Below are 15,046 nucleotides of genomic sequence, written 5' to 3' on the forward strand. Positions count from 1 at the left end.
GGCCCGCGCCTCGTGTCATCCGGCACGAACCAGGACGCGACACACACCCCGCCGTGGCCCCGATGCCCGGTCGCACGATGAAACATGCCTGAACATGAATCAGCCTCTCACCCCGGACAGGGACGCGCTGGCGCAGTCCCGTGCGGTCCATCGCCCAACCCTTGCAGCCAGATGAGACGGCGGGAGATGGATCCCGGATCAAGTCCGGGATGAGGATTGTGGAGAGAGAAGAGCTCGGATGCGGCCTTTGTTTTTTTAAAGGCGAAAAGAAAGAGGCCGAGTTTCAAGGGTCGATCATGCAACGCGGTGGAACGACCTGGAAGGTCTGGCCGCTGTCCCTAGCGGTCGGGCGTGCGGTCGATATAGTCGGACGCGCTGCGCTGCGAGCCTTCGGCCGGGCGCTCTTCGCGGGTTCGGCGGATGCGCTCGAGCGGGCTGAGCGGCTCGCTGGCGCGGCTTGCCGGGCTCGCGGGGTCAGCCGCATTGCCCTCCGATCCGGATGTGTCGCCGTCCTGTCCGGTCTGTGCATCGTCTTGAGCGGCGTGCTGGCCCGCATTCTGAGCGGAGGCCGATGCGCTGCCGCCGTCGGACGATTGTCCATCCTGACTGGAGCCCTGATCGTCGCCCTCGCTTTGGGATTGGGCGCCGGTCAGGGCGCCATCTTGGCTTTGTCCAGAGACTTGACCCTGCTCGGCTGGGTTGTCTTGAGCCGCCTTGCCGTCATTTTGCGAACCGCCACCGGACTGGGTGCGGTCCTGGCGAGACGCATGTCTGGAGGCGGCGCCGACTGGCTGGCCCGATTTGATGGCGTCCATGATCTGTTGCAACGAAGCCGTGGATCCGCCGCGTGGGCCTTGGCTGCGCGCATCGTCGCCGGCCGGTTGGCCGGAGCTGCCACCCTCGCCGTCCGAGCTGTCGCCGGACCGATCACCTGCATCGGCTCCGGACGAGGCCTGGCCGGACGATGGCTGTGTCGTCGCATCCGGTGAGCCGGATCCTGACCCGCCCGTGATTTCCGCCCAGGCTTCGCGTTCATCGGCTTCCAGCGCCGAGTCTGTCTTGGCGGAGTCGGACGGCTTGAACGCGGCGTCGGAGATATCGCCGTCGACGTCTTCGGCGATGGCCTTGGCGCGTTCGCGCATCAGGTGGCGTCGCGAGTCCGATGGCAGGCGTTCGACCGCCGTGACGGGTTTGTAATCGACGATCGGCGCACCTGACCCGATGGACGACGGGCCGGGACCGAAGATGTCGGGCGTGCTGCGTTTCTTGCGCGATTTGCGCCAGTCTTCCTCGGACTGATCCGTTTGGTCGGTCGGCGGATTGGTGGTCTGCGCATGCGCGGACAGGCTCAGGCCGGACGCCAGAAGCATGGCCGTCAAGGCAGCGGTGGTCGTGAGCAGAGTGCGCATCATGGCCCTGCCATAGCGCATTTCGGCTGAGCGCGCGATGAACGGATCAGTCGAGATTGCGCACGACGCGGAACCCCGTGAAATCGTTGCGGTCGCCGCGCCGCAGCATGGACCGGGCGGAGTAGCGCAGATCGTCCGCGCCGGAGAACCACGACCCGCCGCGCACCACGCGCTGTCCGCAGGAACCGCGCGCATCGGGACGGCCGTCCACCGGGGCGTCGCGAAGGTTCAGCGTGTTGCAGTCCAGCGTCCATTCGGCGACATTGCCGATCATGTCGCGCAGGCCGAAGCCGTTGGCCGACAGCGTGCCCACAGGCAGCGTACGGCTGACTCCCGGATCGGTGCAGGCGCGGTTGGCCCAGGCGACCGACGTCTCGCTCGACGCGCCGTTGGCGAACGCGCACAGCGCTTCGGGCGATCCGCCGGGATGGACGTCGTTCGCGCCGGCGCGGGCGGCATATTCCCACTGCGCCTCGCTCGGCAGGGCGTAGGCGAAGCCCGTCTCCTGCGACAGCCAGGCGGCATAGCTTTGCGCGTCGGCGAAGGCGACATTGACGACCGGGCGCGATCCGCGGCCCCACCCCTCGTCGCCGGGTCGGGTGCCGCATCCGCCTGCCGCGACGCAGGCGTCGTATTGGGCGAAGGTGACTTCGTGCACGCTCATGGCAAACGGCGACTGAAACGTGACGGGCCGGGCAGGCTTTTCGTTGGCACGGGCGCTGTCGTCCGTGTCCGCCGCGCCGAGCACGTCGTTGCCGCCGGGCAGGACGGTCATTGACGGGCAGGCGTCGCAGTCGCGGAACGTCTTGCCGACGCTGGGGCGCAGCCGCTCCAGCGCGGCGATGGCGGACGCGACGTGGGCCCCCTGCGGGAAGCTGGTCAGATATTGCTGGTAGGCGTCGGCCGTGCCGGCCGCTTCGGCCGCCTGCCACGCAGCCTTGTCAGCAGCGGATGCCTGCATGGCGGAAATGCGTGCGCGGGCTTCGTCGGCGTTCGGTCCCGCTGGATGCTTGGCCAGGTAGGCCTCGTAGCTGGCGACCGTGTTTTCGCGCGCGGCCCGTTCCCAGTCGGCGCGTTCCTGCGCGGCGCGCTCGGCGGCGTCGGCCGCGGCCGCGTCGCGGGCGGCCTTCATCTGCGCGACGCGCTCACGGGCCGTGTCGGCATGCAACCCGTCCTCCCAGTCGGCGAGATAGTCCTCGTAACCGGCAATGGTATTGCGTTGTTCGGCGGTCTCCCAGGCACGGTTGTCATAGGCGTCGATCTGTTCCTGCGCCTTGTCGGCGAACCGGCCGTCCGGGAAGGCGTCCAGATAGTCGCGGTAGCCCTCCAGCGTGTCCTTTTCGAGCGCCGCGACCCAAGCCGCCTCGTCGGCGCCCATGGGCGGCGCTTCGCTCGCTTGTTCGGCGGGCAGGTCGATGCGGGCCTGGTCCGGGATGTCGTGCGTGACGACCACTTGCGAGGCCAACCAGATGCCGCCCGCCGCCACGGCGCCCAGCAGCACGGCGTATATCAGATAGCGGCCCCATGGGGCGCGCTCTTCGCGGACGTCGAAATCATCGCTGGGCGGTGTCCAGTCCTCTTTGGTTTTGCCGTCGCTCATCTACTCCGCGGCCTCCGGCAGTCGGTCCTGGCCGAGGCGCAGGATCAGATTGTCGATCGTGTACTGCCCGGCCGCGTTGAGAGCGCGCTCCTCCTTGGCCTGGACCATGGACTGGACCAGGACCAGCACGGCGGACATGATGAGCGCGAGAAGCGTGGTCGTGAAGGCCACGCCGAGGCGTTGGGTGACCTGGTAGAGGAAATCCTCGCTCTCCGCATTGGCCGGAACGCCCGCATATTGCAGGGCGAACATGATGCCCATGACGGTGCCGATGAAGCCCAGGCTCGGAATCAGCCAGGTCAGATAGCGCAGGATCGAATATCGCAGGTCGATCTCGTGCATGTAGAGTTCGAGACTGGCATTCATCACGCCGAGTGCCTGATCCTCCTTTCCGCTGACGCGGTACTGGTCGATGGTGCGGCTGATCAGGCGGGGCAGGAAGGCGTTGCGCGCGAACTTGCGGCTGGCGATGGAATCGCGGATCTTACCCAGCACGCCATGGTCGAGACGCCGTCCGTCGGTCGGCAGATAGCCGCGCCTGAGCTGGCTTTCCTCGTCCTTGGCGGCGGACCAGCGCAGCACCAGCTCGCCGAAGCCGATGAATAGCGCGACCCACATGATGTTCTGCACGGTGAACGGCCAGAAGGAGGCGTCGCTGTCCAGCAGGATTTCCTGCAATGCCGGGCCGGTCGTGAACCGGATGATCCCGATCAGCACGATCGCCGCGACGATGGCGACGAGGAAGACGAAAGCGCGTTTAATGAGGGTGTCGGTCTGGTTCATCGCGTCGGTCCTAACGTTGAATATGTCGGTTTGTCACGGAACATCAGTCGCATACGCCCTGCTGTCCGCTGGCCAGCGCCATGAACTGACCACCATTGCGCGCGGCGAGGGATTCCATGAATTCGACCGTGCCGTCGTAATCGAAATAGTTGCCGACCACGACCGTGTGGATTTCCTTGCGCCCGCCATTGAGGCGCGTCAGCTCGGCGGCCAAACGGCTGGGTGACAGCCCGTCATTGGCGCGCGGGTTCGGCAGGCCGTCGGAAACGAGGAAGACGGCCTGACCCGGTCCGGACAGGATCTCGCGAAAGGCGTGAAGCATAGAGGCCGAACCGCCGGACTGACCCGTCAGGCGCTGCGCGAACCGCTTGGCCTGGCCTTGTGTGCCGGACGCGTTGATATTGCGCAGGCCGCCGCCCGGCGGCCAACTCTGCGTGCGCGGGCCGGCATCGGTCTGCTGGAAGCCGACGATGCGTAGCGCGTGATTGTCCTGCAGGCTGTCCACGATGCGCTCCACGGCGCGACCGATACTGCGCTCGTGACCGCCCATGCAGCGGTTCATGTCCAGCGCGATGACGATGTCGTCGGCCGATGTGTTCATGCCGAGAAACCGGAACGGCACGAGGGTCGGTTCCGGTGCGTCTTGCGGGGCGGGGTCTTCCTCGATGGGTTCCGGTTCGGGAACGGCCCGGCTCACTTCGGCCTGTTTCTCCTTCAGCGCGGCTTCGGCGGCGCGCAGCTCGGCCAGCAGTTTGTCGGCCTCGGACCGGATGTCGGAAACGGCCTGGGTAGAGGCCGACCGCTTGGCCTCCAGCGCCTTGCGTTGCTCGACGGTCTCGACCGAACTGTCCTGGGCGGCGCGTAGCAGGTCGCTGATCGCGTTCTCGGGCGTCAGTTCCCGGATTTCCTTCTGGTAGTAGGGCAGTAGGATGATGGCGAGCAGGGCGAAAGCCCCCATGGCGGCGGCGAACAGATCGACCGCGCTCAGCGAGAAGACGTTGACCTCTCTGTCGGCTCGCCGTCTCACCGGGCGCGTCCTACGAAGTCGCCGCGATTATTGTTGGCCAGTTCCTGCAGAAACAGGGTCAGCGCCGGATCGGACGTATAGTCGCCGATGGCGACCGTGTGGATTTCCGCGCGGCCGCGATTGCGCCGGGTGATGTTGCGCACGATGTTGCCCGGATTGCCGTCGTCCGGCTGGCCGTCGCTGATCAGAATGATGGCGCCGGGCTGCACGTTCAGGGCGCGGATCAGCGCACTCTGCGTCGGCGTGCCGCCTCCGAACTGGCGCGGCAGGCGGTTCACGAAGGACAAGGCACCGTCGATTTCACCGCGCGACGCCCGCGCGAGCGAGCCGCCGGGCGGATAGACCGAATAGCTCGGTCCGCCGCGATAGCCGAGAATGGCGAAACGGTTGTCCGGCTTCATCTGGCGCAGGATCTCTTCGAGCGCGGAGACGACGTTGCGCGTGTGCGACTGCATCGACCCGGACATGTCCACGACGATCATCACGTCCTTCTTCTGCGTACCGATACCCAAGATCGAGAACTCCACGCCGCGCCCCGTCGATCGCGGCGGGTTGGGAATGGGTTCGGGTTCCGGGACCGGTTCCGGCACGGGCGGCGGATCAGGGATTTCGATGTCGGCGGTCTGCTGCTGGACCTCGCGGATGCGGGCCTCGGTTTCGGACATGTTCTCGGCCGTCGTGCGGTATTGTGCGTCGAGCAGCCGGATCTCGGCCTGGATCGCGCGGATTTCCGCCATTTCGGACTGGGTGGAACTGGCGACGAGGCGGCGCGTCTCCACCATTTCCTCGAGTTCCTCCATCGACGTGTCCGTGCCGCCCAGCCGGTAATAGGGAAACAGCACCAGAACGATCAGGATGAAGGCGCCCAGCGCAGCGGCGAACAGGTCCAGCGCCGAGATCGAAAAGACCGTGATGTTGCGGTTGCGCGAGCGCATGGACGCGGATTACCCGCGTCCGCCTAGAATGCGAACGAGCGAATAGAGCCGTTCCTGTTCGGCGCGTTTGCGGGCTTGGTCATCCATGTCGTTGGCCAGAGCGACGGCGTCCTTGTAGCCGTTCACGTCGACGCCTTCGTTCACGGCATCGTTGGAGCGGGCCAACTTGGTATCGAGATCGCCCATATAAAGGGCTTCCAGCTCATCCACCTCGTCCTCGAAGCCGACATATTCGATGTCGTCGCGTTCGACGATCAGCGACGCGGTGTAGATCTGCGTCGCCCGCTTGTCGCCGCCGCCGAGCCGGTCCAGCGCCTCGGCCAGGATCTGGCGCAGATAGAGCGCGTCTTCGCGAATGACGAGGTCGTTGTCGGCCAAGACCGGATCGAACGCCCGGAGACTGTCCACCTGGCCTTGGACGAAGCGGCCGCACATGGCGTCGAAATAGGCGATATGGGCCATGCTGGCGACGGTCTGCGACGGCGCGGCTTGGCGCAGGACCGGGTCGGCGATGTCTTCGACCACGTCGATCATCGGCCAGTCGGCGGGCAGGCGGCGCGTTTCGTTCTGCGCCATGAAGGCGGCCATGAGCCGGGACAGTTCGGGCGTGACGTCCTTGGCCAGTTCCTGGCTGAGACGGAAGAAGACATAGCGTGCTTCCGGCGTCTCGTCGGGAAAGCCGGCCATCATGGTCACGCATTGCTCGGTCTGTTCCGCGTCGAGTGCAAGACGTGGCTGCGCGCGGTCTTGCGCGGCGGCCGTCACGGGGAGCAGCAGCGCGGCGCAAATCGTCAGAAAACGCTTCATCCTGCCCGGTCTCCCATTCTGAAGGGCGAGGCGTTGACCGACCCGTCCGGGGCAGCGCCCATGTCACGGCCGTTATTGAACCGCCGCAGTGCGACAGACCCCGACCGTTCGACCCGCGCGACACCGTTGGCCGCGCCGCCGGAGAAGTTGCCTTCGATGGAATAGCTGCCTTCGGGCGCGCGGACAATGCGGTAGCCCGGACCGTCCGCCCGGCCGGCCCGCGCATGGCCGTAATGTTCGACCAGATTGCCGGCGCGGTTGCGGAACACGCCCACACCGGGCCCGTCTGCCAGGCCGTTCGCACAGGAACCCATCCAGGTGCCGGGTCCGACAGAGCCGGAATAGGCGCAACGGGTCGCCACCGTGTCGAGCGATCGTTGGTTTTCGGCATAGAGCGCGCCGAGCTTGTCCTTGAGGTCTTCTAGCCGGATCGCCGTGATGGTCTCGCTACTGTCGATCAGGTCGACCTGCACTTCGGTCTGGGCGTTCAGCACGGGAACGACGGATTGCAGATAGTTTTCCCCGATGCTCCGGGACATGCTGTTGCGGCGCATGGCCTCGGTCGCACTGAAGATGGCGCCTTGGATCGCCGCCGTCGTCGCGATCTGATTGCCGCGGTCGGCCCGGCTGCGACGGTTGTTGCGGTCGATGCAGTCGTAATACTGTCCGCGTGTCTGAGCGCGGCGGCAATCCTCCCGCCCGCTCCCGTCATTGGCGATGGCGGCGCCGGCCACGACAGCCGACAGCACGCCCAGTGCGACGGCGGTGTTCTGCTGCCGGGCCAGCTTGCGGCGGCGTTCCAGAATGCGGTGCTCTTCCTGCAGCATGTCGCGCACTTGCGCGCCCATCTCGCCATTGACGATGCCGTCATAGAGGCGCAGCGACTGCACGGAGAGATATTTCTGTTCGGCTTCGAGCAGGCGTTCGGCGTAACGAAGACGCGCGCGGTAGGCCGGATCATGGCTTCCGACCAGCGTCAGCGCGGCCAGACCTTCGTCATAGTCGGCGATCACGTCGGCCCGGCGCAGCATGGCGGCCTTGGTCGCATCGGTCCGGTTGATAAGTCTGACGATCTGATTGGCGAAGGCGTCGGTGAAAGGCGCCTCCAGCACGTCGGCCTTGTCGGCGGCGACAGTGGCGATGGCCTCGCCATTCAACCTGATCTTCTCGATGGGATAGCTGCGCACGGTGGCTGCGGCGGGGCGGCCCCTCAAGGGAGAGGTTTCGGGTGCCAGGCGCGGCGTACCGGAGAGGTGGCTGATGATGTCAAGTTCGGGCACCCCCGTTTCCAGGCGTCCGGCCTGCAACGCCGTGGCGTCGGTGATCGCCTGGGCGTAGTTGCCGCCGGCGGCGGCGGCGATGACGGGGCTGGAGGCCAGAAGCACGCCTTCCGTGCCGACGGACGTGCGCGGATCTGTCCGGACGGTGACGACCGGCGTGACCAGATCGCCAAAGGTCAGCGGCTTGTCGCCCATCATGCGTTCCATGTCGGGATAGGTGTAGGCGGTGAAATCGACGGCGACCACGGAAGGCAGGGTTTCGGCCTGCGTCATGGGCTCGGACGTCAGCGTGCCGTCCGCGGCCTTGACGATCCTGTGCGGGCTGAGCAACACGGAATGTTCGGGCAGGCGCGCCGTCAGTTCGCGGTAGAGCGACATGGCGAAATAGTTGGATTTCAGCACGACGGAATTGGCCAGCGCCTTGGTTTCGACCGGGTCCGCCTCGATCTGCCCGCCACCGATCGCCTGCCCGGCATAGGCGGCCGCGAAAGCCTCTTCGGCGTCCGCTTCTATGAAGGCGGGATAGCGCACGACGGCCAATGCAGTCCCGGTGGGAGCGGTCTGGGACAGCGGCGTTTCGGGGCCGGCCGCGAAGGCGGTCGCCTGCACGCCCTTCGCGGTGGAGGCGCAGCCGGAGACAATGCCGCCCGCGGCCAGCATGGACGTGGCAAGCAGGCAGGTCAGATGTTGGCGCATGACGGACTCCATAGCAGGCGAGGGGACGTTAACAGTTCTGACGGATCGAACCTTAACCGGAGCTGACTTTCGGCTGCTCTGGCTGTTATTGCCCTTGCAACGCTTTTAGGCGGGCGAAGACGCCCTTCCGGCGGCGAAGTTGCGTTTCCGTGCCCTCTTCGACGACCCGGCCGTCTTCGATCACATAGACCTTGTCGGCGCCGCTGATGGTGGCCAGACGGTGCGCCACGACCAGCGTCGTGCGCCCTTGTGACAGGTGTTCGAGCGCGGCCTGGACCTTGGCTTCGGATTCGGCGTCCAGCGCGGAGGTCGCTTCGTCCAGCAGCAGGATCGGGGCGTCGCGCAAGATCGCGCGCGCAATGGACAGGCGCTGGCGTTGGCCGCCCGACAGCGTATCGCCGGACTCCCCCAGAACCGTGTCGTAGCCGTCCGGCAGGGCCGTGACAAAGTCGTGCGCGGCGGCGGCCTTGGCGGCGGCGATGATGTCGTCTCGCGATGCGCCTTCGCGGCCAAGCGCAATGTTGTCGGCGATGGATCCGGAAAATAGCGTCACATGCTGGCTGACCAGCGCGATGTTGCGCCGCAGGCTAGCCAGGGTGAGATCGCGCACGTCCCGGCCGTCGATGAGCACGCGCCCCTTTCCTACGTCGAACAGGCGTGGGACAAGATTGAGGATGGTGGACTTGCCGCCGCCCGACGGTCCGACCAGAGCGATGCGCTGTCCCGGCTCGGCCGTGATCGTCACGCCGTCCAGCGCCTTCGTGCCGTCGGCATAGGTGAAATGGACGTCGTCCAGTTCGATCCGACCCTTTGCGTCGCCCAGATCGGCGCTGTCTTCGCGTTCCAGTACGGTCGTGCGCAGGTCCGAAATGGCGAAGATGCGCGACAGGCTGGCCATCATCTCCTGCACGACATTGTTCATCGTGCCGAGCGCGCGCAGCTTGGGCGCGATGAACAGAACGCCGCCCAGCACGCCGGCGATTTCGCCGCCCGTGATGGCGTCGTCGCGCAACAGCCAGATGCCGAAGATCATGACGGCGGCGATGGCGACGCCGCCCAGCACTTCGAGGATCGGATCGACGCGGGCCTGTTGACTGACCAGTTTCAGGAACAGCCGGATGCGGGTCGCGAAGCTCTCGCCCAGCCGGTCTCGTTCGCGCACCTCCAGCCCGTAGGCCCGGACCAGGCGTGCTCCGTCGAAGCTCTCCTTCAGCTCCGACGTGATGCGTCCGACATGGGCCTGCGCGTCGTTGGCCGATCCGCGCATCTTCTGCGACAGGGCGATCAGCGGGGCGAGGGCGAGGATGAAGACGGCGAGCGCGGCGCTGAGTTTCCAGGACAGCCACAGCATGGAGACGATCAGGAAGATCACGGTCAGCACGTCGCGGACCAGATTGCCGATGATGCGGATCAGCGCGGCCGAGACGACACCCACGTCGGAGACGAAACGCGAAATCAGCATGCCGGACGGCTCAGACGAAAAGGTGGCCAAGTCCGCGTCCAGCACCGCATCGTACATGTGCGTCTGCATGTCCGCGACGGCCGTCAGGGCGATGCGGTTGGTGGCGATGCGCTGCAGGTAGTTGGTCGCCGCGCTGATCAGCGGCACGCCGATGGCGATGGGCAGGACCAGCCGGGCATAGTCCTCGACGCTGCCGTCTTGCGTCGCGGCGTCGATGACGATCTGGATGACGAAGACATAGGCGGAAGTGGCCGCCGCGTAGATCGCCATGTAGAGAGCGGCGAGGACCAGCAGCCCGCGCTGCGGGGCGAGGTAGACCCGCCAGAGACGCCGGATCAGCGCCCGGTCCGCGACCTTGGACGGGACGGTGGAGCTGTCAGCCAATGACGCCGTCTTTATCGGGATCGATCAATTCGTGCGCGTGCAGGATGAAATAGCGGGCATGAGCGTTGTCCACCGTGCGCTGCGCGGCAGACTTCCAGGCATCGTGCGCTTCGGCGTAATTGGCGTAGGCCCCGACGAAATCCACTCCGGCGAGATCCTTGAAGGTGGTCTTGTTCGGATCCACCAGTTCGCCCCCGATGACGAGATGAAGAAGTTGGATCGGCGCTGTGTCGCGGTCGCTCATGGTCGTCCCCAGAAACGGATTATGCTTCGGCGCGGCCTTGCTGCTGTGGAGCTTGGCCGTCACCGGTTTCAGCTGTTCCATTAGCAAGGCGTGCAGGGGCGGGGAAGCGCAAATGACGCCCATTCCGCGAGTCGTCTCTCCGCCATAACGCGGCGGATGTCCGTACAGATCCGTCACGGTCGCCCCGGCTTCCGTCGCGATCAGGGCGGCGGCGGCCACATCCCAGTCCGATTTCGGCGTGAACGACACGGTCGCGTCCGCGTGGCCCCCCGCGACCATGACCATGCGGTAGGCCATGGAATTGCTGATCCGGACGCGCATGTCGGGGAAACCGGCCCGCTTGAACTTGCGCGGATAGCCGACCATCGTGCAGCCGCCCACGCGCGTGCAATCTCGCACATGCAGCCTGTTGCCGTTCAGGGTCGCACCGCCGCCGCGCCGGGCCGCGTAGAATTCGTCCTTCAGAGGGTTGATCACGCAACCTGCGACGGCCTTCGTCCCTTCGGTGATGGCGACGGATATCGCGAAACCCGGCTTGCGATCGATAAAGGCGCGCGTACCGTCGATCGGGTCCACGACGAAGGTGCGTGCCGCGCTCAGACGCGACCGGTCGTCCGCCGTTTCCTCCGATAGCCAGCCATACCCCGGTCGGGCGCCCGTCAGCGTGGCATGCAGGTAGTCGTTCACGGCGATGTCGGCATCCGTGACCGGATGATTGCCGCCCTTGTCCCAGACCTGATCCTCATTGCGGTTGAAATGATCCAGGCAGATGCGCCCGGCTTCGCGCACGGTGCGTTCCAGCAGGGCGAGATCGTCCCGGTCGAGCTTTTCGGTGTCGCTATCGCCCGGCAATCGTCAGGCCTTCGACCAGCAGGCTCGGGGCGTTGGTGTCGTATTCGTGCTTCAAATCCGATCCGGGAACCAGGCTCGCAAAGACATCGCGCAGATTGCCGGCGATCGTGACTTCGCTGACCGGTTGGGCGCGCGCGCCGTTCTCGATGGCGAAACCCGACACGCCGACGGAATAGTCGCCCGTGTTCGGGTTGAGCGATGGGCCGAACATTTCGCGCACCAGTAACCCGTGCCCGGCCTTGGCGATGAGCGCGTCTTGCGAAAGCTCGCCCGGCATCAGGGCGACGTTCGACGTGCTGATCCCCGGAGGGCCGCTGAGGCCGCGTGCGCCATGGCCATTGGTCTTCATGCCGAGTTGCCGTGCCGCGCTGGTATTGAGCAGCCAATCGTTCAGCCGTCCGCCCCGGATGATGTCGAACGGTCCTGTCGCCACGCCCTCGCCGTCGAAGGGCCGGGAGGAGAGGCCGCGCGGCCGGAGCGGGTCTTCGACGATGTCAATGCCGCTCGGGAACAGCCTCTCGCCGCGATCGTCTTTCAGGAAGGACACGCCGCGCGCCACCGCACTGCCGCCGATGGCGCCGATCAGTGCAGAGACGAGGCTGGCCGAGACGCGGCGGTCGAAAAGGACAGGCAGAGCGCCAGACGCCATCGATGTCGCTCCCAACCGGGCGACGGCGCGTTCGCCTGCGTTGCGGCCGATCGTTTGCGGATCTCGCAGATCTTCGAACCAGCGCGTGCCGTCATGATCGTAATCGCGCTCCATCGCGCCGTCGCGTTCCGCCAAGGCGGAGACGGAGAGGCCGTGGCGGGAGGCGGAGTAACCGCCGTCGAATCCCGCGCTGGTGCGCAGCCGGACCGCCGACCAGGCCAGGCTGGCCGAGGCCCCTTCGGCCTGTCGCACGCCGGGAACGGACAGGGCGGCGGCTTCGATTTCGAGTGCGCGGCGCTGCAGGGCAGCCGGGTCCGGTTCGCTCGAATCGAACAGCTCCAGCCCCTGCGCATCGCGGCGCGCCGACAGGCGGTCGTCTGGGACGAGGCCGCAATAGGGGTCTTCCGGTGCCAGCTTGGCCATGGCCACGGCGCGTTCGGCCAGGCGATGGATCGAGCCGTGCGACAGGTCCGATGACGACACGCAGGCCTGCCGCCGCCCGACGATCACGCGCAAGCCGATGTCGTAACCTTCACTATTGTCGATATCCTCGAGTTCGCCGCCCCGCACCGTGATGGATGAGGCACGGCCATAGAGTCCGATCGCGTCGGCCGCGTCCGCGCCGGCCGCGCGGGCCAGATCCAGCAATGCGCCGAGCGGGGCGTCGAGCGGTTCCAGGGAAACAGGATCGGAGAGGGCCAATCAGACGGGTCCGTTCTGGAAGATGAGAAACAGGATGTAGAGCCCCTGGCCGAGAAAGACCAACAGGGTCATCATCGTGCCGATCAGGCGGCCTGAGCCGAGCGTGCCGCGCATGCCGAGAAAGTGCAGGAGCCGTCCGGCGATGTAGGTCGCGCCGAAGAGGTGCAACATGACCGGCGGGCCGCTCAGCATGGCGATGGCGATTAGGCCGATCAGGACGAGCGGCGCGACTTCGACGAAATTGCCGTGGGCGCGGATCCGGGCCTGCATGTCGGCATCGCCGCCATCGCCGAGATTGATGCGTTTTTTCTGCCGCACCAACCCGATGCGCAGCATCAGGAACGGATTCATTAGAAGGGTGAGCGCGACGTAGAAGGCGACGATCTGGAAAGTGGTCATGAGGCGGTGTCCTAGGCGTCTGGCGGGCTGTTCAACGCATCCTTGAACGCGCGCTTGTGCGTCTCCGGATCCTGCGCGCCCTGCACGGCGAATTGCCCGTTATAGATGAAGGTCGGCACACCCGACACGCCGAGACCGCGGAAGAATTGGGCTTCCTGCTGGATCTCCAGCTTGTCGTCGCCGCGCGCCAGCATCTCGCGGACCAGCTCGCCATCCAGTCCGGCATCGATCGCGATGTCGGCCAGCACGTTCGTGTCGCCGATGTCTCGGCCCTGTTCGTGATAGGCGCGGAACAGGCGTTCCGCGACGGCCCCGCCTGCATCCTGCCCTTGCGCCCATTTCAGCAGGCGGTGAGCGTTCAGGCTGTTGGGCCGCCGCGTGATCGCGGAGAAGTCGAAATCGATGCCATGCCGCTTGCCCGCCTTTTCGAGATGGGCGCGCGCTTGCTTGAACCGGTCCTGGTCATCAGCACCGAACTTCGCGGCCATGTAGTCGCGGTAGTCCTGCCCGTCATCCGGCACGGACGGGTCGAGCATGTAGGGGCGGAAGGTCAGACCGGGCTCGGGTTTGGTTCCCTTGGCGGCAGCCATGAATTGCTTGTAGCCGAGCCAGCACCAGGGGCAGACGAAGTCCGACACCATATCGACCTGAATGGGGGTATCGCTCATGGCCGTGCGCTTAGACATAGCGGGTGGGCTTGTCTAACCTTCTACCCGGTAGGCGCGGATGATGGCGACAGGTTCGGTCAGATATTGATTGTCGGTCACGGGCAGGGGGCTTTGGCCGCCGGCATCTCGCGCTTGGATGGCTTCGACCACGTCCATTCCCCGCACGACCGTGGCGAAGCCGGCATAGCCTTCCCCATCGGGATTGCGCACGCCGCCCGTATCCAGAAAGCTGTTGTCGCCGATATTGATGAAGAAATAGGCGGCGCTACCCGTTCCGGGCGCGTCGCGGGCAATGCTGACCGTGCGGCGCACATTGGACAGGCCGGTATCCGTCGTGCGTTCGTGCGCGATAGGAGGCGTGACCGGCTCCTGCGACAGAAGCCCGCCCTGGATCAGGCTCATTCCCATGGCGCGCGGATCGTTATCCGCTCTGACGACCCGGTAGAAAGCCTCCCCGTCATAGAGTCCCCGGTCGACATGCATCAGGAAATCCCCGCTTGAGACAGGCGCCGCGTCGCTGTGGACCTCTATCTCGATCGCGCCGAGTTCGGTCAGCATGACGATATTTGGGCGCTGATCCGGAACGGTCGCGCAAGCGGCGAGGGCGAAAGCTATCGGCAGAAGGGAGTGTTTCATCCTGCCGTTACTAGGCCACGGCGGCGTGGTGCGCCACTGCCTTGCGGAAAACACCGGCGGCGCTATCCCGGACGGCGTGATGCATTTGCAGAAGCTCTCCGTCGGGTCGAAATCGATCCAGACGCTGGCCGACTGGCAGAAGACGGTCGTCGGGCGCCGCAGGGCCAAGGGACTGTCGGCTCATCACGAACACGTCACCCGCATGTTCCCCAAGCAGAAGGAGGCCATCGAAGCGGGTGGGTCGATCTATTGGGTGATCAAGGGCATGATCCTGTGCCGCAATCCCGTCGTCCGGCTCGAAGAGGTCACGCGCCGCGACGGGGTGAAGGCCTGTTCCATCCTGATGGAGCCGACGCCGGTTCCGGTCGTGCCGACGCCGCGCCGAGCCTTTCAGGGCTGGCGCTACCTCAAGCCCGAAGACGCGCCAGAGGATCTGGGCAATGCGCTCGGCGAGGGCGATGCGCTTCCGCCCAAACTGATGCGCAAGCTTGTCGAACTGGGGGCCTGGTAGCC

General features: G+C 66.0%; 14 protein-coding genes. 1 reads left to right on the forward strand and 13 read right to left on the reverse strand.

The annotated features are described in order from the left end of the window. Window positions 1-338: 338 nt before the first annotated feature. The 13 genes from Q0718_RS11095 to Q0718_RS11155 form a co-directional block, all read right to left on the reverse strand. Window positions 339-1,412 (reverse strand): hypothetical protein, encoded by a 1,074-nt coding sequence (locus tag Q0718_RS11095; protein WP_298917743.1) that lies wholly within the window; start codon window positions 1,410-1,412, stop codon window positions 339-341. Window positions 1,413-1,455: 43 nt separating this feature from the next. Beyond that, the gene (locus Q0718_RS11100) at window positions 1,456-3,009 is read right to left on the reverse strand and encodes an SUMF1/EgtB/PvdO family nonheme iron enzyme (RefSeq protein ID WP_298917747.1); all 1,554 of its coding nucleotides are present in this window, start codon (window positions 3,007-3,009) and stop codon (window positions 1,456-1,458) included. Next, window positions 3,010-3,792: a MotA/TolQ/ExbB proton channel family protein gene (locus Q0718_RS11105; protein ID WP_298917750.1), complete on the reverse strand. Its 783-nt coding sequence runs from the start codon at window positions 3,790-3,792 to the stop codon at window positions 3,010-3,012. A 43-nt stretch (window positions 3,793-3,835) separates the two neighbouring features. Beyond that, complete coding sequence (locus Q0718_RS11110; protein ID WP_298917753.1) at window positions 3,836-4,819, reverse strand: vWA domain-containing protein; 984 nt, start codon at window positions 4,817-4,819, stop codon at window positions 3,836-3,838. After that, a complete protein-coding gene (locus Q0718_RS11115; protein WP_298917756.1) occupies window positions 4,816-5,754 on the reverse strand; it encodes a VWA domain-containing protein in 939 nt (312 codons plus the stop codon). The genes Q0718_RS11110 and Q0718_RS11115 overlap by 4 nt, the downstream gene beginning before the upstream one ends. A gap of 9 nt (window positions 5,755-5,763) precedes the next feature. Continuing rightward, window positions 5,764-6,561: a hypothetical protein gene (locus Q0718_RS11120; protein WP_298917760.1), complete on the reverse strand. Its 798-nt coding sequence runs from the start codon at window positions 6,559-6,561 to the stop codon at window positions 5,764-5,766. After that, the gene (locus Q0718_RS11125) at window positions 6,558-8,537 is read right to left on the reverse strand and encodes a hypothetical protein (RefSeq protein ID WP_298917763.1); all 1,980 of its coding nucleotides are present in this window, start codon (window positions 8,535-8,537) and stop codon (window positions 6,558-6,560) included. Before Q0718_RS11125 ends, Q0718_RS11120 begins: the two co-directional genes overlap by 4 nt. A gap of 85 nt (window positions 8,538-8,622) precedes the next feature. Further along, complete coding sequence (locus Q0718_RS11130; protein WP_298917765.1) at window positions 8,623-10,383, reverse strand: ATP-binding cassette domain-containing protein; 1,761 nt, start codon at window positions 10,381-10,383, stop codon at window positions 8,623-8,625. Further along, entirely contained in the window at window positions 10,376-11,479 is a 1,104-nt protein-coding gene (locus Q0718_RS11135) for an inositol monophosphatase family protein (RefSeq protein WP_298917768.1), read from the reverse strand. Before Q0718_RS11135 ends, Q0718_RS11130 begins: the two co-directional genes overlap by 8 nt. Further along, the gene (locus Q0718_RS11140) at window positions 11,466-12,830 is read right to left on the reverse strand and encodes a TldD/PmbA family protein (RefSeq protein ID WP_298917771.1); all 1,365 of its coding nucleotides are present in this window, start codon (window positions 12,828-12,830) and stop codon (window positions 11,466-11,468) included. The genes Q0718_RS11135 and Q0718_RS11140 overlap by 14 nt, the downstream gene beginning before the upstream one ends. Next, a complete protein-coding gene (locus Q0718_RS11145) occupies window positions 12,831-13,229 on the reverse strand; it encodes an MAPEG family protein (RefSeq protein WP_298917773.1) in 399 nt (132 codons plus the stop codon). It abuts the gene before it with no gap. Window positions 13,230-13,240: 11 nt separating this feature from the next. Further along, window positions 13,241-13,897, reverse strand: coding sequence for a DsbA family oxidoreductase (locus Q0718_RS11150; protein WP_298917776.1), 657 nt, complete (start codon window positions 13,895-13,897; stop codon window positions 13,241-13,243). A gap of 33 nt (window positions 13,898-13,930) precedes the next feature. Further along, the gene (locus Q0718_RS11155; RefSeq protein ID WP_298917779.1) at window positions 13,931-14,533 is read right to left on the reverse strand and encodes a peptidylprolyl isomerase; all 603 of its coding nucleotides are present in this window, start codon (window positions 14,531-14,533) and stop codon (window positions 13,931-13,933) included. Window positions 14,534-14,558: 25 nt separating this feature from the next. On the opposite strand from Q0718_RS11155, the gene Q0718_RS11160 reads away from it, so the two are divergent. Beyond that, window positions 14,559-15,044: a DUF1489 domain-containing protein gene (locus Q0718_RS11160; RefSeq protein ID WP_298917782.1), complete on the forward strand. Its 486-nt coding sequence runs from the start codon at window positions 14,559-14,561 to the stop codon at window positions 15,042-15,044. The last annotated feature ends 2 nt before the right edge of the window (window positions 15,045-15,046 follow it).

This window comes from uncultured Algimonas sp. (genome assembly GCF_947498175.1).
In the GTDB taxonomy this organism is placed as follows: domain Bacteria; phylum Pseudomonadota; class Alphaproteobacteria; order Caulobacterales; family Maricaulaceae; genus Litorimonas.